At 42.5% G+C, this 19,467-nt stretch carries 10 protein-coding genes and 1 riboswitch; of the genes, 1 reads left to right on the top strand and 9 read right to left on the bottom strand.

Annotated features, from left to right (window positions below; translation table 11 throughout):
- Positions 1-41: 41 nt before the first annotated feature.
- The 7 genes from AB5706_RS09875 to AB5706_RS09845 form a co-directional block, all read right to left on the bottom strand.
- Positions 42-3,248 carry a response regulator gene (locus AB5706_RS09875; protein ID WP_368366044.1) on the bottom strand — a complete coding sequence of 1,069 codons (3,207 nt, stop codon included), beginning with the start codon at positions 3,246-3,248 and terminating at the stop codon, positions 42-44.
- A gap of 233 nt (positions 3,249-3,481) precedes the next feature.
- Positions 3,482-3,572: riboswitch (cyclic di-GMP riboswitch) on the bottom strand.
- Between the two features lie 365 nt (positions 3,573-3,937).
- Complete coding sequence (locus tag AB5706_RS09870; RefSeq protein ID WP_233456113.1) at positions 3,938-5,911, bottom strand: ATP-binding protein; 1,974 nt, start codon at positions 5,909-5,911, stop codon at positions 3,938-3,940.
- Positions 5,912-6,734: 823 nt separating this feature from the next.
- Positions 6,735-8,108: an MATE family efflux transporter gene (locus AB5706_RS09865; protein ID WP_173774130.1), complete on the bottom strand. Its 1,374-nt coding sequence runs from the start codon at positions 8,106-8,108 to the stop codon at positions 6,735-6,737.
- Between the two features lie 45 nt (positions 8,109-8,153).
- On the bottom strand, positions 8,154-10,640 hold the full coding sequence (locus tag AB5706_RS09860) for an alpha-L-arabinofuranosidase C-terminal domain-containing protein (protein WP_173774131.1): 2,487 nt from the start codon (positions 10,638-10,640) through the stop codon (positions 8,154-8,156).
- 14 nt (positions 10,641-10,654) lie between these two features.
- Complete coding sequence (locus AB5706_RS09855) at positions 10,655-13,267, bottom strand: carboxylesterase family protein (RefSeq protein ID WP_173774132.1); 2,613 nt, start codon at positions 13,265-13,267, stop codon at positions 10,655-10,657.
- Between the two features lie 23 nt (positions 13,268-13,290).
- Positions 13,291-15,246: a right-handed parallel beta-helix repeat-containing protein gene (locus AB5706_RS09850; protein ID WP_173774133.1), complete on the bottom strand. Its 1,956-nt coding sequence runs from the start codon at positions 15,244-15,246 to the stop codon at positions 13,291-13,293.
- Positions 15,247-15,365: 119 nt separating this feature from the next.
- Complete coding sequence (locus tag AB5706_RS09845) at positions 15,366-16,922, bottom strand: GH39 family glycosyl hydrolase (RefSeq protein ID WP_368366043.1); 1,557 nt, start codon at positions 16,920-16,922, stop codon at positions 15,366-15,368.
- Between the two features lie 192 nt (positions 16,923-17,114).
- Between AB5706_RS09845 and AB5706_RS09840 the strand changes: the two genes are divergently transcribed.
- On the top strand, positions 17,115-17,957 hold the full coding sequence (locus AB5706_RS09840; RefSeq protein WP_173774135.1) for a helix-turn-helix transcriptional regulator: 843 nt from the start codon (positions 17,115-17,117) through the stop codon (positions 17,955-17,957).
- A gap of 31 nt (positions 17,958-17,988) precedes the next feature.
- On the opposite strand, the gene AB5706_RS09835 is transcribed toward AB5706_RS09840, so the two are convergent.
- Positions 17,989-18,207 (bottom strand): FHA domain-containing protein, encoded by a 219-nt coding sequence (locus tag AB5706_RS09835; RefSeq protein WP_173774136.1) that lies wholly within the window; start codon positions 18,205-18,207, stop codon positions 17,989-17,991.
- 493 nt (positions 18,208-18,700) lie between these two features.
- Positions 18,701-19,465: an aldo/keto reductase gene (locus AB5706_RS09830; protein WP_368366042.1), complete on the bottom strand. Its 765-nt coding sequence runs from the start codon at positions 19,463-19,465 to the stop codon at positions 18,701-18,703.
- Positions 19,466-19,467: the final 2 nt, after the last annotated feature.

Below are 19,467 nucleotides of genomic sequence, written 5' to 3'. Positions count from 1 at the left end.
TATGTTTCCTAGCTGCTTTTCCCATGCATCCAGGAAGGCAATTACAGCCAGTTTTCCAGAACATCATTCAGCTTATCCATATCCAGCGGTTTCGCGATATGTCCATTCATGCCTGTATTTTTGGCCAACTGTACATCTTCTGCAAAAGCATTGGCAGTCATAGCAACAATAGGCAGTTTTCCCTTTTCACCCGGAAGGCTCCTGATTGCTGCAGTTGCCTCATAACCATTCATGACAGGCATTTGGATATCCATAAAAACAAGATCATACAATCCTTCCGGAGAAGCTTCCACTTTTTCAACTGCGATTTTCCCATTTTCTGCTATTTCCACTTCTGCCCCTGTCATCTGCAAAATTTCAACAGCAATTTCTCTGTTCAACTCATTATCCTCAACTAGCAGAATCCTTTTTCCCGTGTAGTCTGATTCTGACAACTTTTCCAGATAATTTCTTGCTGTTTTTTCTTTTCTGCTTGAAGTAAACTGCCGTAGTGTTGCCGTCAGCCGGGAACGGAACAGCGGTTTTGCAATAAAAGCATCTACACCTGCAGCCTTTGCTTCTTCTTCAATTTCGCTGAATTCATAGGATGTCAATACAATGATGGTGATCTCTTTTCCTATCCGTTTCCGGATCTGTCTGGCAGTCTCTATACCATCCATATCCGGCATCTTCCAGTCTAAAATAACAGCAAAGTAATCATCTTTCAACTCATGCCGTGCATAACAGCGCTCAACCGCTTCCCTGCCAGAGAGAACCCATTCACCCATAATACCGATTTCCTTCAGTGTGGCAACTGTACTTTCACAGCATGTCTTATCATCATCCACTACCAGAACCGGCAGATTCATCAGATTTTTGTCCTGTTCTTTTTCTTTTTCCTGAAGCTCCAGATAAATTGTTACCGTAATTCTGGTTCCCTTATGTAAGGTACTGTCCACTTTAATATTACCATTCATCAGGTTCACAATATTTCTGCTGATTGCCATTCCAAGACCGGTTCCCTGAACTCTGGTTGTCCGGTGGTCATCTGCACGGCTGAAAGGATCAAACATGATTTTCTGGAATTCCGGTGACATACCGATTCCATTATCCTCAATCGTAAATTCATAGCATCCAAGTTCTGAAAATCCATTTGGCTTTTCCTCTATGGAAAAAGTAATATTTCCACCATCCGGTGTATACTTGATCGCATTACTCATCAGATTCACAAATACCTGCTGAATCCTCAAGCTGTCACCACAGACAGCCTCATGTTCAATATGATTGATGTGTATATCAAAATTATGTTTATGTTCATCAAGCACCGGTTTCGTAAGTGTAATAAGATTATCTACCAGATCTGACAGATTGAAATCTTCCTGTGCCAGCGTCATTTTTCCGCTTTCGATACGTGCCATATCCAGCACTTCATTGATCAGTCCCAGCAGATGACGGCTTGATTCTGTAATCTTGCTGAGACATTCAATAACTCTGTCCTGACTCTCAATATTTGCTCCTGCGATTGCCGTCAGACCCACAATGGCATTCATTGGTGTCCGGATATCATGGGACATATTGGAAAGGAATTCTGTTTTCGCACGATTTGCGTTTTCTGCGGACCGGTAAGCCTCTTTCAGTGCCTGACGGGATTCAATCTCTGCTTTCTTCTCCTGTGTCACATCCATGGATGCCAGCAATACCTTTTCCAGCTTTCCATTCTTCCATTCCAAGGGAATATAAGAAGCGATTTTATAAGTCTTTTCATCCAGGCTGCAATACTCAAACTTATAAATATCATTTTCACTTTTCAGTTTTTTCCGAATATTATCCGGGGCTACCAGGATATCTATAGCTTCCAATGGTTCCAGTGTCTTATATTTTTCAAGAACCTGCATCTGAAAATCATGATAAAATCCCAGAGGTTTATATATCATCTGTCCATTCAGATTGTAGAATTCATATCTGTCATTTTCCAGATCACAGACAACAAAGCGGTCAACCAGACGCACTATGCTCTGGATCAGCTGCTCCATGGAAGCATTGTCCGCTGCCATCTGCAGATGCCGTGCGCTCTCTACCTTTGCCTCTGTGATATCACGCAGAAAGATCATGGCATATTCTGAATCCTCTATTTCGCCACGTATGACCACATTGCGGACCCATCGTTCTTCTCCATTCAGAGTGATACGGCACTCTAAAGCCAATTCGGTTTCCAGACCCTTCAGCCTTTCTGCAATATAACCACGGTCGTAAAAAGAGGATACCGCCTTCTTATCTGTCTCCACAACATAGGAATCCACAAAATGCCGAATCAATTCATCCCACGTATAACTCTGTTCAAAGACGGTCATCAAGGACGGTTCAACCTTAAAGGTATCAAAAGTATTCGCTTCCAGATTCACATAATACTCGCACAAATCTGCTTTCGTAAAAGCCCGGTGGAAAGCAGCAGATTTTTGTGCCTGCATGCTTTCTTTTTTCTCCCCATCAATGTTAACAAAAATCCCGGCAATCCTGCTGGCAGAACCATCCAGACGGCGTATTACTTCTGCAGATGCCCGAAACCACTGGTATTGATTATCCTTCATTCTCATACGATACTCTACCTGGTATTTTATCTGGTTCGTCTTATCCTTAATTGCCGCCTGAAGCTGTACCATTACTCTTTCTTTATCCTGTGGATGCAGAAGATCTGACCAGGATTCCAGTTTATTCGGAAAGTCCAGAGTGTCATGATAGCCGAGCATTTTTCGGAATTCATGACTCCAGTTCGCATTCACAATCTCACTGTTTTCGTCACAGTCAAAATACCAGAAGCCGGAACAGATAGCCTCATTGAGCAGTGTCAAATTTACATGATCCCAGTTGACCTGTACGGACATAACCCAGATCTGTCTGCCCGCCTCATCTGTCGCATCCTCTTTACAAAGCCGTACATTTTTCACTGTACCGTCTGCTGCAAGGATCTGTGCTTCCCCTGTTCCGTGAAGCTGCAAAAAACGGTCTCGCTCCAGTATATCTTCCTCGTCATAAAAGAAGTTTCTCAATGAGCCTTTTGTCTGTTCCATGAAAGTATCGAATGTATATCCTGTACTATGCAACAGCAGATTATTCACAGACAAAATAGACAGGTTTTGGTCATAAGATCCTGTCATTATACCTACCCCGCCATTATTTTCCAGTGTTTTCTGTACGGCCTGTGACATGGCCTGTGTCTGCCCCGTTACAGTCTCACCTAAGGAATATATTTTGTCTTCATAATTTTTCATTTTATAAAAATCCTCTCTCCGTCTTATGCCTTCTTCATCTTGCTTTTATCTGTATACAGAAAACCTGTCCCTGCTAGTTTTGTTACCCATTTTTGCATACAAAAAGGACACTTGCCAAAATCTGCCAGTGTCCCTACTATATTTTTTTTAAATCACACATCTATATAGTATAAAAGGTATCGGAATCTCTTCTGTTCAAACATCTTTTCCATATATTATGATGATATGGAAACAGTGGCAACCGGCTGACATGGTCAAGTTTTCTGACTTTAGTCCCTTTTGGCTTTGCGACCCTGCCTTTCAACAGGTTTGCCTTTAAAATAATCTCTTTTTTTCAAAAAACATACCACGTGGTTTTCCTCACGTCAATAATTTTTTTAAAAAATCTACACATCTTTTACTTCTATTTTTGCGGATATTCGATCTGTGCCAGGCACAGCAATTCCTATTATGATTTTACCTCTTTTTCTCACATGCTCTGATTTGATCTCATAAATAAAACCGGTAGAGATTTTGCTCTCCACCGGTCTGCCTTTATCTTAATTATGTTCCCCTTGCATTGATTTTGCTAATGATGTCAGCAACACAGCCATTTCCAGATTGCTGAGAACTTTTTGCAAGTAACTCTGCGTCCACTCCTTCTGGAACTTCCATCATCGTCCTCTTTTCTGTATCATGGATCTGCGGATTCAGATACCGTCATTTTGTTTCTGCTTCAGTTCCTTTGCCAAACATGTGTCACGTTTAATGTATTTAGCAATTGTATCAGTTAATTCCTCCATGTTAATCGGCTTGGAAATATGGTCATTCATGCCTGAATCCAGGGATTCCTGAATATCATCTATAAAAGCATTTGCAGACAAAGCTATAATTGGAATCGTAACTGCATCGGACCGCTCTATACCTAGGGCTCGAATGGCTTTTGCTGCTTGGTGTCCATCCATGTTTGGCATCATAATATCCATCAAAATAAGATCGTATGTGCCTCGTGGATGATTTTTAAACAAATCCACAACTTCTTTTCCGTCTGATGCGCGTGTTACGGTCATACCAGCATCTTCCAGTATTATCGTAGCAAGTTCAGCATTTAGATCATTATCCTCAGCCATAAGAACATGAATACCCATCAAATCTCTATGTAGACGTTGTTTTTGTTCTGATTGAATAACCTGTTCTGGCAACTCCAGTGGGATCTCCACTGTGAATGTAGAACCTACACCTTTTTTGCTCTCAACAGCAATCGAACCGCCCATCATATCCACATATTTTTTTGTGATGGCCATACCAAGACCGGTTCCCTTATATTGAGTTCTGGCATTAGCATCATCTTCTTGTGAAAACGGATCGAATAATTTTTTCTGGAACTCTTCGCTCATGCCAATACCGTTATCTCGAACAACATAACGAGTTATGATATGTTTCTCATCCGCTCCTGGGTAACTGCTGATATCCAAAGTAATCTTTCCGCCGTCCTTTGTGAATTTCACAGCATTGCCAAGAAGATTCACTAAAACTTCTCGGATACGCGCAACATCCGCAAGGACATATGGGTTCTTTGGGATTTCTCGATGTACTTCAAACTTAAGATCTCGATTATAAAGAAGTCCATTCATAATCGTCTGGACGTTATCTATCAATTGAGTAATGTCCACTGGCTCGGGCGAAATAGTAACTTTTCCACTTTCAATGCGAGTAAAATCCAGAACGTCATTCAACAAAGAGAGAAGATGATTCGAACTTTTTTGAACTTTCTCCAAGCTATCATGAATATCTGAAACCTTGTTCTGGTGAAGCGCAATGTTTGTAAATCCAATAATGGCATTCATCGGCGTTCTGATGTCATGGCTAATACTAAGCAAAAACGCAGATTTTGCTTTGTTGGCAGCATCTGCTTCCTCAGCGGCGGTCATTAATAATTGTTTTTGTTTTTGCTCTTCTGCCTTGCTTTTCTGGTAAACATAATAGGTATATAGACAAATTAAAAGCAATACAGCTCCTGCGACTAAACCGCAGATGATGGAAATATGATTTGTCTCTTCAACCATTCCATAAGCTGATTGCATATCCATTTCAATGCAAAATGCGCCAATGATTTCTCCTGTCCCATCATGATTTGCGCTTACAGGATAGCAAGCCGTAAAAATCGGACCCCATGTTGTATCAATGATATCCTGAGAGTACACATTCTCCCCAGAAATAGCCCTATCAATATACGGAACCATTTCTTCCTCAATATAATCTCCAGGGTGTCTTACATCATCCGCATCCGAATCCAAACCGTCTACCACATAAACGAATTTTCCTTCTTCATTTTTTGTAGCGGTGTAAATATATCGAGTAGAATTCAGTGTTCTGATTTCATTGAAATATGAAGAAATATCCTTATATAATTGCTTCTTTTCATCAGATTGATCTTTGATTTGATCAAAATCTTCTTTGCCGATTCTTCCATCCACAAGTTTGTGTACTGCATCTGCACTCGCTGTATCACGCGCAATTTCTGTATCAAGGGCGGTCTTAGTGTAAGAACTTTGCAGGATAAATGTGTACAGTGCTATTACAAAAATTATCAAAAGCCCCAGAAGCACAAGGATACTACCTGTATTCTTCAGTCTAAGGAATTTCTTTTTCTTCAAATTAACTCCTTCTTTTGTTTTCTTCATGTCGTTCACTCATATCCTCTCTTCATTCTCTTCCAAATATTCCGAATACTTTATTATATCACAGCAACATATTGTTCCGCTATCATTTTTTCAAGACATGTGTCTATGACAAATATAAGCGAGGACCGAGCTGGAAGACAAAACTAAAATATCAGATTACCGCCGGATATTTCCCTTCCTCTTTTTTCTTATCGGAGCTTGAATTTACATCCACTTTCTCAAATAAACAGCTGGCTTTTCTCTTTTATTAGAATTTCGATTTATTTCCAGCTATTATACCAGCAGTGCGTTTTATTAGATAGCGGCTAATAGGATTCTTTCCGTATTAGCTGATATTCCATTCCATTTTCCCTCTGAAAAAACAAAAAAGCGGAAATTATATTAGAAATTTTTCTAATACATTCCGCTTTTGATAGGACGTCCCGTGCGGGAATCGAACCCACATCTAGTGCTTAGGAGCTCGAGTCCCCGTTGGAAACCTATATTATTTTGAGTTAAGATAAGTCAATGAAATCATTGATTTTTCTACCGTTCCTGCGAATTCATATTTATGGCTACCATTCTCATTTAGCAATGCAGTAATGATAACACTGTTTTCTTATTAGATTACTTATATATAACATGTGCGAGGTCGGATGTCGATAATTTTTTGACCATATTTTGCTCTGGTTTACAGTTTATCCAGCCACCCATCAAAACTTTTTTGACATCCTATCTATAATTTATAACTATTCAGAGCCATCTGTGGCTGTATTCTCAGGCCGTTCTTATGTCTTTTTGTTAACAGGGTCAAAAAATAATGGATGTAATGTAATTGCCTAATTTACTGTGCATGATTCATTTTCTCCTTTGAAAAAGTTTTTATCCACTTTCCGCTCCTCAAGCGGAATACACACCATATCGATTTACAAATCTGATCTATTTTCAGAAAAACATAGATCCAAAAAGCATCCAGATGCCATACCAGCCCCGCCAGAATTCCAAGGGGCAATGACGCAGCCCACAGAAAAATAATATCTGCCACCATGAGAAATTTCGTATCACCACCGCCACGGAGCACTCCCTTTGTCAGAATGCTGTTCATAGACTGAAAAATAACAATAAATGCGATGGCGTCCATAAGCTCACCGGCAATCTGAGCCGTTTCAGGTGTTATATTGTAAAGTCCGATAATGGGTCTGCTTAATACCTTGATCAGACCTCCGCCTAAAATGCCCACTACCAGGCCAAGAATCAGGAATGTCCAGGCCTGCTGCTGTGCCTTTTCCCGTTCACCATGGCCCAATGTGTGACCGGTCATAATGCAGCTGGCGTGACAGATTCCCTGAATTATCACGGTCGTAAGCTGCTGTGTAACAACTGTTATTGAATTTGCCGATACAAATCCCGTTCCGATTCTTCCCATAACCATTGCTACCGCTGAAGTACCAAGAGCAAGCAGTGAATCCGAAACAAATACCGGAATGCTGATAGAAACATAATCCTTAATCAGGGAATTACATTTCATCCGCAAATTCTTCAGTCGATAGCCGATCTTGCGATCTACAAACAAAAAATATCCACATATCAGCAAAAATTCAAATACTCTGGCAATCAGTGTTCCCACTCCTGCGCCTTCTACTTCCATCCTGGGAACTCCCAGCTTACCGAATATAAACATATAGTTGAACAGTATATTTACAAAAAAAGAGCCTATGGATGTAAAGAGTGGAAAATTCACCTGTCCGACGCTTCGAAGCACAATCGTACAGGTCATGGTCATTCCTTGCAGAAAATAGCAGTATACCATCCACTTAAAATATTGAACTCCTTGCGCAATTACCACACTATCATTAGTATACATCCTCATAAGCAGCTGAGGGATCAATATGGTTGGCAGCATAAACAGAACCGCAAGTACGATGCAAAGCCGCAGCATCAGGGTTATGGTCTTTTTCAGAGAAGTAATATCCTGCATTCCCCAGAATCTTGAGGTCAGCACGCTGGCTCCCATGGCGATTCCCATACAGCAGATCTGGTATATATTCACAAACTGATTAGCCAGAGCCGTAGCAGAAAGCGAGGTTTCCCCAAGCATTCCCACCATGACGGTATCGGTCATATTGACACCGATGGTGATCATGCTCTGCAAGGAAATCGGAATGGCGATAACTGCCATTTTTTCATAAAAACATTTGTCTTTTACCAGTAAATTCATAAAATTTGTCTTTCTATTCTCTTATCTTCTATTCAGCGTCAACCTCTAAAACGCTTCGCACTTCTTCAATCGCAAAGCACTGACAGAATATGGCGGTGCCTCGTATACGAACTCTGAGGAAGCGCCATGCATATTCACGGTAATATTCTTCACCTTCTCCGGCTCTTCAAAGCTGTTTTCATCCCCCTTTTCACCGCTAAGAAGTGTTACGGTATAGTCGCCCTGTACCTGACAGTCCAGTGTAATGGAAACCGGATCCACATCTCCTGCAAAATTAACCGCCTTAATAATGATTTCGTCCTTGGTGTCAGTTACTACCGAAACAAAAGCAGGTCCGTAGGGAATCGAAATTTCCTTCTGAAGCTCACCATCAACATACAGGCGAATCTGTTTTCCGTCCGTTTCATATCCAAAGCGGTGATATTCTCCCGGTTTTACTGAAATAGCAAAGTCCTCAGTCAGCTTGTTGTCATGCATATAGCCAAACTCTTCCAGTGAACATTGTCCTCCATTAACCTTCCAAAGGAACGGACGCACCAGAGCTGCATCCCATTCTTTTTCCACTCCGGCCGTAATCACGAGCTGCTCCTCATAATAGGAACGAACCACCCTGGCACTGAATATACCCAACTCGAAGTAAGCATTTTCCTCAACAAAAATATCGGTCTCAAATCTTCCATAAGTCTGGTCTTCTTCTCCAAATACCACAAAGCTCTTGGTCTCATCAGCCCATTCCAGAATACTGTGAAATTCCTTTTTCTGCTCCTCATCCGGAAGCTGAAGCAGGCGGCCATCCTCTGTATCCTGCACATGTCCCATTAATTCATGAGTAATCTTTGCTTCTTCTCCATTCCAAATGGGATTTCTGAAGCGAAGTTCCTTATTGGATTTTAAAGATGCCATTCCGGTTCTCGGACGATAAACACGTCCTCCCTCATCTTCGGATCGCACCACATATTCTCCGCGATTTTGACCGAACATTTTCCAGACATAATAAGTAGGAATTCCAAGGCTCTGATGATTATTGAAACGAATCAGATTAGGATACCACGCTCTGTAATTTACATTTTCAAATAATGGAGCATAAGAGGCCAATGTTACGATATCCTGATTTTTCTCAATACCCATAAGGAAAGCCGCTTCTCCCAAAGCCGCATACAACTGTCCCATATAGTTGCCTTCGTTTACAGCCACCTCTCCTACAAAGATTTTTGGTCCCTTACGATCGTAGTCATCATAATAATTTACACGTTCTGCAAAGAACTCTGTTGTATTGTAAAAATGTTCATCCACGCACTCGGCAGGACAACCATTTTTCTCTACATGCTCATTGGCTATGGTTTTAATCTGGGGATACAGTTCCTTTACCTTCTTATAAATCATGTTGTATCGCTTTTCATAATCCGGCCCCCAGTTTTCATTACCAATTTCCAGATAGGTCATTTTAAAGGGTTCCGGATGCCCCATAGAAGCACGAAGCCTTCCCCATTTGCTTTCCTTAGAGCCGATAGCATATTCAATGGCATCCAGTGTATCCTGTACCATTTCATCAAGAGCCTCTCCTTCCAGAAGGACACTCTTTCTTCCCTGACAGGTCATTCCGCAGTTACATACATACAGGGGCTCCATCCCCAGATCCTCGCAAAGCTGCAGATATTCATGAAAGCCAAGTCCTAATGTACTTCTGTAATGCCATACAAACAGCTTACTGGGTCTTTCCCATGCCGGACCTACCGTATCCCGAAATCTCATCGCTGTGGACGGTGTCGTTCCTTCCACAATACAGCCTCCGGGAAAACGCATAAACTTTGGACTCATTCCCTTAAGCTTTTCTACAAGATCTGTTCTGAGTCCATGCCCCATGTAGGTATTGTCAGGCATTAGTGAAATAAATCCCAGCAGAACCTCTCCGCCTTCTTTGCAGGAAATAGTAAGCTGTGCCTCGTGACAATCCTCAGCTGCTGTCAGCTTCATGTCATATCTTGTATACTCCTGACCGGAAACCACCAGACTGTTTCCAGTCAGTACTTTTCCCTGGTATTCGATCGCTACGTCCAGTCCTATTTCTTCCTTTGCTTTTGCAAATAAATACAAAGAGTAACTTTCTCCAGCCTTTACGGATATACCGCAGTAACCGGTATTAGTCAGAGATCCGTCCTTTTCAAACTGCATACGCAGAGCTGCGTCCCGATGTTCATTCAGGGTATCCGTCAGTTCCAGTTCCATCTTTGCATTGTGTGTATACCATGCCGGTATTTCTGTCTCCGGAATATTGTTGCCCTTTACCCAGCGGCATAAGCCTTCTCCGTTGCAAAACTCATCCAGCCATCCGGATACGGTTTTTACATAGATGCCATCCTCCTGCTGTATATAACCCTCCGGTAAAACGGAATCTTCGAAGCTTCTGTTTCGAAGCATTTCCGGATAAAGTCCTCCGTCTCCGGCACGGTTAATGTCTTCAAAAAAGATTCCGTATAAATCCCTGGCTGTCTCAAATCGTCTTTCCTTTGTTTTAATCTTTAACTTGCTCATTGTAGGCTCCTTTTTTACATTCCAAGAGTTTTGATCACTACCTGTGCCAGAATTCTGGCAAGATAATCATTGGGGTGATTTAACCAGTTTCCGGTTATATCAATGTATCGTTTTCTCTTTCCGATTTCTTTTTGAACTGCCTGTATATCTGCTATAGCAACTCCCATACCTTCTAAGCCCTTCAGACTTTCACTGTATTCATCCTGATGTGCCCAGAAATGATGTGGCTCCGTAGCAGCCAGTTCATTGGGAAGCGTAGACGCAATCAATAAAAATTCCGTTTTCGGACTAACCTTCCGGATTGCCTCTATAAGTCTGCCTGTTTTATTTCTGTATTCTTCCATACCGCAACGGTCATTCATTCCAAAACCAAGAATAACCAGATCCGGATGGAAGTTGGCTGCACGCTGTGATGAATTTTCGATTGCCCATTCGGAATCCACTCCTCCTACCGATGTGTTGTGGAAGCATACCGGACTCTGCCATTTTTCCTCCATCTGATGGAACAGCAGCTCTGCCCAGGTAGGCTGTCCCGGCTTCTGTCCATACATACCGCTGCAGTCACAGCCACAGCACACGCTGTCCCCATACAAAACGATCTTAACGGGTTCTCCTACTTCCAGCTTTGCAGAGAGCTTCGGCAGTTTGTCCAGTTGACTTTCCGGAGCGGAAAGTAACTCCTTCTTCGTTGCCTTATAGGTAACTGCGATCTGTTTCTCTGTAACAAGCTTCGGATTGCCTACGGCACATAGGTTTAAGAATTTTCCGTTGGTAGTCACTAGCGGACCGAAATCTTTTGCAAATTCGCTTGCTTCTCCTGCCTTCTTTGCCGTATCAAAGTCCGGATAGAGGAAGGTATCCCATCCGGTTACCGGTATGTGACTCCCTTCAGGAATTACCAGCTCATCTCCCTCTACAAGGTAATCGATCCCCTCTTCATATACTGTTTCCCCGTCATAGCTTTCTACGGACAAAACTTCTTTTGGAGTCCACAAGAAAGAAGCCCTGCATCCATTCTCATCAGCAACTGCTGCAAAGGTTTCCCGGAAGCAATACCCACCTTCCCATATCGGCTCCAGCCATTCTTTATGGAAAATCTTTCCTATCGAAAGGGTTTTCTTGATCTGTTCTTGTAAAAATTCCTTAAAGGGTGTCACCCATCCGCAGTTCACTACCGGTCTATCTGACATGAAGATCATCTCACAGGGCTTTTCTTTTTCATATGGATACCAGTAGGGCATTGGCTTTCCGTCCGCATCATTGCCGTTTGGATCACCTGTTTTTATGAAATTCACCCAGTAATTGCACATCATTCTGGAAAGATCGTAATGCTGCCCCACAAAGGGTCTCCAACATTTCGCCAGTGTTTCAAAGAAAAACCATAAATCTACAGAATGGAAGGTTCCGGCATTATCCCATCCTGGAATATCTGCATCAAACCTGTAATAATAGTAGGGCTTTTTTTCACCTGCACTTTTTTTATCTGAAAAAAGACACTTGATCGTACATTCAATTCCGTTTACCTTCGCATACTTTCCATCAGAATCCTCCCGCATTGCCTCGGGAAAGCGCAAAAAGGTCTCAGCATTCTTTCCGAAAATCTCTTCTGCTTTCTTTTTCAAATCTTCTTTTGAGGAAGCTTCTATATAACTGGGAAATTCATCTGAAGTATTTCCAGACATAACGGGAACATTTACATGCTTGCCTTCCATGAAAAGAACCATTGGGTCACCTACACAGAACTTGTGATCCAATACGGTAAACATAGCCGGAAATATTTTGGTATATTCCTCATACTTGTCACGAATCGTAGCCGCATCCAGCTTACGAGCCTGCTCAATAGTTGAGCAACCCAGGAAAGAAAGAAAATGCTGTCCATTTTCCTCAGCATGCCACAATTCCTCCGGCACTCCGATTCCTCCAACCTGATAAGGAGAGCGAATCATTGCACTCATCACTACTGCACGATGAAATAAGCCTTCATTATCCATACATGCCATCTGGCTCATAACACTTCCACCTCCGGCTGACTGTCCTGCAATGGTCACATTACCCGGATCTCCACCAAAGAAAGCAATATTTCTCTGTACCCATCGAAGTGCTGCCTGCTGATCCAGACTTCCAAAATTAGTCGGTGCGTCAGGCTGCTCCTCTGTCAGCTGAGGATGTGCCAAAAATCCAAAAACATTAACCCGGTAGTTTACCGTTACACCAACCACACCGCGACGTGCAATTCTCTCTCCGTCAAATTCCATTTCGGCAGGATATCCACACTGGAGTCCTCCTCCGAAAAACCATACCAAAACCGGCTGTTTTTCTGTTACTTCTTTAGCACCTGTCCATACGTTCAGATACAGACAGTCCTCATCCATGGCAATTTCCGGATCCACATGCCACTCACGGATATACACGTTATCACCGATTCCCGGGACGCTCTGCATGGAAATCGGAGCAAAGCGATAGCATTCACGAACTCCATCCCAGTCTTCACAGGGCTGGGGTGCTCTCCATCTGTTCTCTCCTACCGGAGGAGCCGCAAAAGGGATTCCCTTAAATGCAGTTATCCTAGGGTCTGCGGCTTCAATACCTTTCACCCATCCATTTTCTGTCCGTACTGTTCTTAGCATAATTCCTACCTCCGTTAATTTTACTATTTCTTTCTGGGATCAATGTCATAAATCCGGTTAGGATCAAGCTCTGCAAAAGGTCCCGGCAGGCATCTTCCGTTCTCAATTTCTATTCCATAAAAATCTGCCTGTATCAATGCACTTGCATCTACTGATCGCGTCTTTTCCGGTTCAAATACAAAATTTCTTTTCTCCAGTTCACCTGGGAACGCAAAGGGTTTCTTTGCCGCCTTTTTGCAGGTAAAAGTCAGCTTTTCTGTATCAACATCAACGTCAAACCAGGCCTCCTGTCCATGCAGGTCAAAGCCGTAAAATTCCTGCCAAGCAGGAAGATGCAGGCATACCGGAGGCTGTGGATAAAGGATTCTCAGGTAACCGCCCTCTTCCTTTACGTAGCAATTACCCTCTGCCTCGTTGGCCTTGGTGGGCATCTTTATAGCCGCCTCCTCGCAATGATAGAAAATATTATTGATAAGCTTTGCATCCACAGAAGTTCCGCCTCTGTTCATTCCTTCCGCCCGAAATGAAACAGGCTTTGCGAAATATCCTGCACTGCGGCAGTTTCCTATGAGATTATTCACAATTCTTAGGTGATCCGTGCCTTCGCCATAAATACCGTAACCGTTCACGACATCATATTCTTCCATCTTGTACCAGCCGGTTGATCCAGGCTCAACCGGAATTTTCTTCGGATCAAAACGTCCCTCTACATTCCAGATTATGTTGTTATCGATCAGGTTGACTCCATCTCTTGTACACTCAATAAAGATAGCTTCTCTCTGCTCCTTGCCATCCAGGAACAGATTTCCTGTAATTCGGTTATTTTCGTTTCCACAATCAAGCCAAATATGATCCGCCCGGAATGTATTCCGAAACACATTGTGACGGATCAGGCCATCTACACTGTTATGAAGCTTGATAGCTCCTGCTTCCCAGGAAAGCTCCATTTTCTGCCAGCCCGTTCCCTCGATCAGGTTGTCCTCGATCAGCATATGAGCAGCAAAAAGTCCGGCGATGCCGCATACTCCCGCATCTTTGATTGTGCATCTTCTCACTACGCTGTGACCGATCACCTGTCCCGGAATCAGTTCGTGATGCCAGCATTCATTTCCTACATCGATGCCTACCGCATTGGACCAGTCAATGGTGCAGTCCTCGATGATCCAGTGGTGGCCTCTGTAACAGGAAAGAGCTCCCCGCTGAGGAACCGGTGCTCCTGTAGCCGCATGGGCACAGATAATTCCCTTTACTTTAATATAAGAAAGGAAGGGGAACTCCGGTGCGAAGCACTGCTCTCTGCATGTAATCTCAATCTTATGGTCTGAAGGATCTGCATCTCCCGGCAGACGGAAATGAACCGTCTGTCCATTGGCTTCTACCCAGTAGCTTCCCTGACATTTGGACATCTGATTATATAAAGCCACCTGCTGCAGAGGTTTTCCATCACAGAAAATCATTCCTCTTCGGTTCAGATAAGTAGTCATATCTGTTTTTTCATATTCAATAAATAACCTGTCGTGTAATATATTAACCGCACAAAACGGGTTATATCCTTTGAAAAGTTCTGGATTCAGGCGATATTCCCATATACGGATTTTTTCCCTGTCTATTTCATCTTTAAAATTCCCCTGAACACGCCAACCGGTGCTGGGGTTAAAATCTGTAACTAATTCAGAGGCCTTAATAACAACCTCATCGTCTCCATAAGCTTCAAAACTTACCATATTCTCCGGAGATGATCCTCCGGCTGTTGGGTGCACACACTCCCGATATTCCCCACCATGAATCAAAACACGGCTGCCTGCTGTTGCCAGCTTTGCCGCAGCATTAATTGTTTTCAGCGGTTTCTCCAAAGTACCCTCATTTGCATCATCTGCCATAGGGTGATTCTGATTAACATGAATTTCTTTTTTATAAGTTACCGGCACCTCCCAAAATTCAAAGGATTTTCCGTTTGGTAAAATTGCTGAATGATCCATATTGTTCCTGCCTTTCTACTAAAAACAAGGTGCGTCTTCCGGTAAGAGGCGCCTCAAAAATCAATCGTACCAGAATTGGTAACTATTTAGAACCAATTTTGAAATTACTGGGTGCTAGTTTAAGCCTTCAAACTGACCACACGATCATAGTCATATCCTCGATCCGGATTCACCTTTCCGGCATTCAGTTCGAAATAAACCACACCGTTTTCGTTTACAGGAAGCTCTACGCAGATATTTCCGTCCTCCTGCTTTTTACGCTCTGTTTTTACAAAAGGTCTGGATGATTCCCGAATCAGCTTCGTCTGTTCCTCACTCAGATTGGCAGGTTCTCCCATATCATGCCATACCTTCAAGGGATTACATGTTTCCTCATCTACCGTCTTAGTCAGGAAGCAGTACTCCTCCTGTTCAGCCGGAAATGTAAACTCCAACAGCATTTTTTCTTTACCCTGTTCTGTACTTTTACGGGCAATATTCCAGGCTACACCTAGATAATCACCGTTTGCACGTTTCAAAACGACAATATTGTCATCCTTATATACACAATTGGCTTCACTTTCCTCAAGCTTTTTGTAAAAAGCAAATGTCCAGAAGGTCGGCTTGGTAATACAGCCATTGGCAACCAGTCCAAAGCCGCCGTGGAATGGTGTAAAAGGAACTCCCAGCTCTTCAAACACATCACCAAATGTCCAGTAGGAATAGGATTCATTCACATCTCCCAATCTGGAAAGCTGCTGTGCTATAAAGGCCGCATTCAGGTTTGTATCATGAATGACGCCCTGAGGAGTATAGGAGCTGTTGAACTCCGTGATATGAATCTGCAGACCCTTATATTCCGGGAAACTATCAATAATATCTCTGGTTGTTTTTAAATTGGCAAAGCCGTCCTCTGCCTTCATCAGTTCAGAATATGCATAATGTCCAATACATTCCGGCGGATCAATGGTGTAATGATGTCTGGTTACGAAATCCACAGGTATGTGATTCTCATGGCAATATTCCATAAATGCCTGAATCCATTTCTCATCCGTTCCTCCACAAACAGCAGGGCCTCCTACACGGAATCCCGGATTCACTTCCTTTATGGCATCAAAGGTTCTATGGAACAGCTTAAAATATTCCTGCATATCCGCATTTTCCCAGAAGCCGCAAAGATTGGGCTCGTTCCATACTTCAATGGGCCATTGAATAACTTCCTCTTCTCCATAGCGTCCCATCAGATGCCGCAGCAATGAATGCACCATATTACACCACATATCATAATCTTTTGGAGAAGTGGTATTTCCCTGCCAGTAAAAGATAGTCTGGCTTCCACTTGCCAACTTTTTAGGCATAAAACCCAGTTCAAGAAAAGGTCTCAGCCCCACCTTCTTATAGGCATCCATTACTCTATCCAGATAAGTATAGTTGTACTCGACCCTTACCTTACCATCCTCCTCATAGGTCTGAAAGATCGCCATATCATCACAGAATAATCCATGTCCCCGGATATGCTTAAATCCGATTTCCTTTTGAACCAAGCGCAGCTCCTCCTGATATTCTTCTGTCAATGCAAGCCCCATTCTTCCGGTTCCCACACAATAATCTGCATTATTATGAAAAAAGGCCTTTGAATCCTTTGTAATCACGATCTTTTTTCTGTCATTCTCTGTTGCTCCACCCAAATTTGCCATGCATGTATCTCCTTCTTCTAAATCATGTTCCTATGCAGTCACGCATCAGATGTCTGACCGCTGCACGATCCGCAGCTCTCTGATGACGATTGCCATATTAATCTGATACTATCGCATTGATTTAAAGTTTCCAATGATTTATACTATAAGAAAATTGATATATCCTCTGATGTATCAGAACGGAGATTCCAGATGACTGAAATTGAATTTGTCGGCTACAGTGCCGTTCACCCCTCAGATTTTATATATGATGTTCCAAATGGCTTTACAGGCTATCTTCTGCTTCTTTTCGACTCTCCCTCGGAGCTGCTCATAGACGGAAGACTAATGCGGACAGCCGCCAATTCTGCTATTCTGTATACACCAGGAAGCAGGATTTATTACCGTGCTGCCGGTGAAGAATACCGGAATGACTGGATTCGTTTTCGTTCCGATCACTCCTTCGTGAAGCTGTTTCCGTTAACAAACACCCCATTTCCCGTAACAGATCCGGAATACTGTCATCAGCTTTTTAAATTACTAACCTGGGAGTCTGCCTTTTTCTCCTCTGAAAGCGAAGCAAACATTACTCACCTGCTGCGGGTTCTGTTCTCCAAATTAAGAGAAGGAACCCAGAATGAGTCCCCGGGTATTCACGATCATGAGCTGGCTGCATTGCATAAGATGATCTACAATAATCCTCAGCTTCCATGGAATATAAACATGATGGCTGCGAAGCTTCACTTAAGTCCCAGTCATCTTCAGACTCTCTATCACCGCCAATTTGGCTCCTCCTGCATGGACAATGTCATCGAAGGACGTCTGCGCCGTGCACAGGATTTATTAGAGTACAGCGAATACTCCATCCGCGACATTTCCGAGCAATGTGGTTATAATAATGTAGAGCATTTCTGCAGACAGTTCCGTCAGCATAACGGCTGTACCCCTGGACAATACCGGAAAAATGCATTAGCGGGAAGCAACAAAAGACTTCTCACCCACAATACCCTGGGAGGAAGGGAGTTTGAGAAGATTAATCGAAATATCCGGAAATAGTGTTTCGGTAGCTGCTTTATTCAGCATTTCCTTAAGCGTTTGGTTCTAACCGCATCCCGTTCCGGAAGGTTCCGTTCGTCGAGTTGAGATCCGTAATAAAGAACCGGTTTCCATTCCTTGATATTCTTGCATGAAGGCGGCTTACACTCTGATCATTTAACACAAGATCCACTGCTCCTGCCATTTTTCCAACTGTGATTGGCAGTTTTTGCAACGGGATATGATATTTGTTGCTCTTGTATCCCTTCATTCCTGCTTCTGCTATTTACATTTCCCCTCCACTGCGTCCCTCTGTTCTTCTCCCTTTCATCCCAGGGCATCTCCTGTGTGCCCCGATTCCAGCTTACATTTTGTACCGGAGCTTCCCGGCTCTGACTTCCCTGATTACCTTATAGGTCTTTACCAGATCCGTGATCAGCTCTTCAATCTCGCTCATAAATTCTGTGTCCTGATAATTTCCCTTCTCCACATCAAGAAGTTTCTGTTCTCTGACATTTCTTTGTCCTCTTTTCTTTGAATTATGAAAGAAAAATTATCCCTTCATATAACGAAACGCTCAGAGCCTGTTTTACAGTGGTCAAAAGCAATTTTTTTACTTTTTTTCTTACGAGTTTTCTTGCGAGTTTTTTTTAATACCACTCGTAAGAAACTCGTAACATTAGATTTCTGCATTTTTCTTGAAATTAAGTAAAAGAAAAAGAGCATATGGAATTGAATCCATACACTCTATGATTACTGAAACTTTATTTCTTTTCATCAAGCAAAATAACACCTTGCGCCGGATTTTTATCAATTGCACCAACTATCTCATGTGGAACATATGGCTCTTCAAGATATGCAAGGTCTTCGGCAGTTAATTTAATGTCAAATGCTCCGGCTGCAAGAGGGCTATACGGCATTAACGAAACTTTCATTTGCTTACAAATTGGTAGCAATTCTCTCTCATCCTCTCTGTAAAGCAAATTATAATGATTCTCCATCGCAGAAAATGGTGTCCATCCATTGTCTCTTGCGGCTAACTGCATATTATAAAACTGATATCCATACATGGCAGATGCACCAAGTGCCCTGACCTTTCCTGCTTTTACCAGATCGTGCAGTGCCTCCATAGTTTCTTCAATTGGTGTATCATAGTCAAATCTATGGATGATATATAAATCAAGATAGTCGGTTCCAAGACGTGATAGAGTTCCATCTATTTCCCTCATGATTGCCTGTTTTGATAAACGACCTTCATTAAAATATACCTTGGATGCAATCACAACCTGATTTCTCGCTACATTTTTCTTCAATGCTTTACCTAAATATTCCTCACTTGTTCCTGCTGAATATCCATTTGCTGTATCAAAAAAGTTATATCCCAAATCAAGTGCATGCTTGATAACATTCTCACTTTCAGCTTCATCCAACGTCCAGTCATGCATGGTTCCAGCTTTCCCAAAACTCATGCAGCCCACACATAATTTTGACACTTCTATATCTGTATTTCCGAGTTTACCGTATTCCATAG

The organism is Ruminococcus sp. RTP21484sp1_RTP21277st1_D2_RTP21277_210401 (assembly GCF_040924225.1).
GTDB classification, from domain to species: domain Bacteria; phylum Bacillota; class Clostridia; order Lachnospirales; family Lachnospiraceae; genus Blautia_A; species Blautia_A faecis.
The sequence above is the reverse complement of the archived record's forward strand: the minus strand, read 5'-3'. Positions and strand labels throughout refer to the sequence as shown.

Coding starts and splice junctions, on each gene's coding strand:
- AB5706_RS09875 (WP_368366044.1), bottom strand. CDS start 3,248: ATGAAAAATTATGAAGACAAAATATATTCCTTAGGTGAGACTGTAACG.
- AB5706_RS09870 (WP_233456113.1), bottom strand. CDS start 5,911: ATGAAGAAAACAAAAGAAGGAGTTAATTTGAAGAAAAAGAAATTCCTT.
- AB5706_RS09865 (WP_173774130.1), bottom strand. CDS start 8,108: ATGAATTTACTGGTAAAAGACAAATGTTTTTATGAAAAAATGGCAGTT.
- AB5706_RS09860 (WP_173774131.1), bottom strand. CDS start 10,640: ATGAGCAAGTTAAAGATTAAAACAAAGGAAAGACGATTTGAGACAGCC.
- AB5706_RS09855 (WP_173774132.1), bottom strand. CDS start 13,267: ATGCTAAGAACAGTACGGACAGAAAATGGATGGGTGAAAGGTATTGAA.
- AB5706_RS09850 (WP_173774133.1), bottom strand. CDS start 15,246: ATGGATCATTCAGCAATTTTACCAAACGGAAAATCCTTTGAATTTTGG.
- AB5706_RS09845 (WP_368366043.1), bottom strand. CDS start 16,922: ATGGCAAATTTGGGTGGAGCAACAGAGAATGACAGAAAAAAGATCGTG.
- AB5706_RS09840 (WP_173774135.1), top strand. CDS start 17,115: ATGACTGAAATTGAATTTGTCGGCTACAGTGCCGTTCACCCCTCAGAT.
- AB5706_RS09835 (WP_173774136.1), bottom strand. CDS start 18,207: ATGAAGGGATACAAGAGCAACAAATATCATATCCCGTTGCAAAAACTG.
- AB5706_RS09830 (WP_368366042.1), bottom strand. CDS start 19,465: ATGGAATACGGTAAACTCGGAAATACAGATATAGAAGTGTCAAAATTA.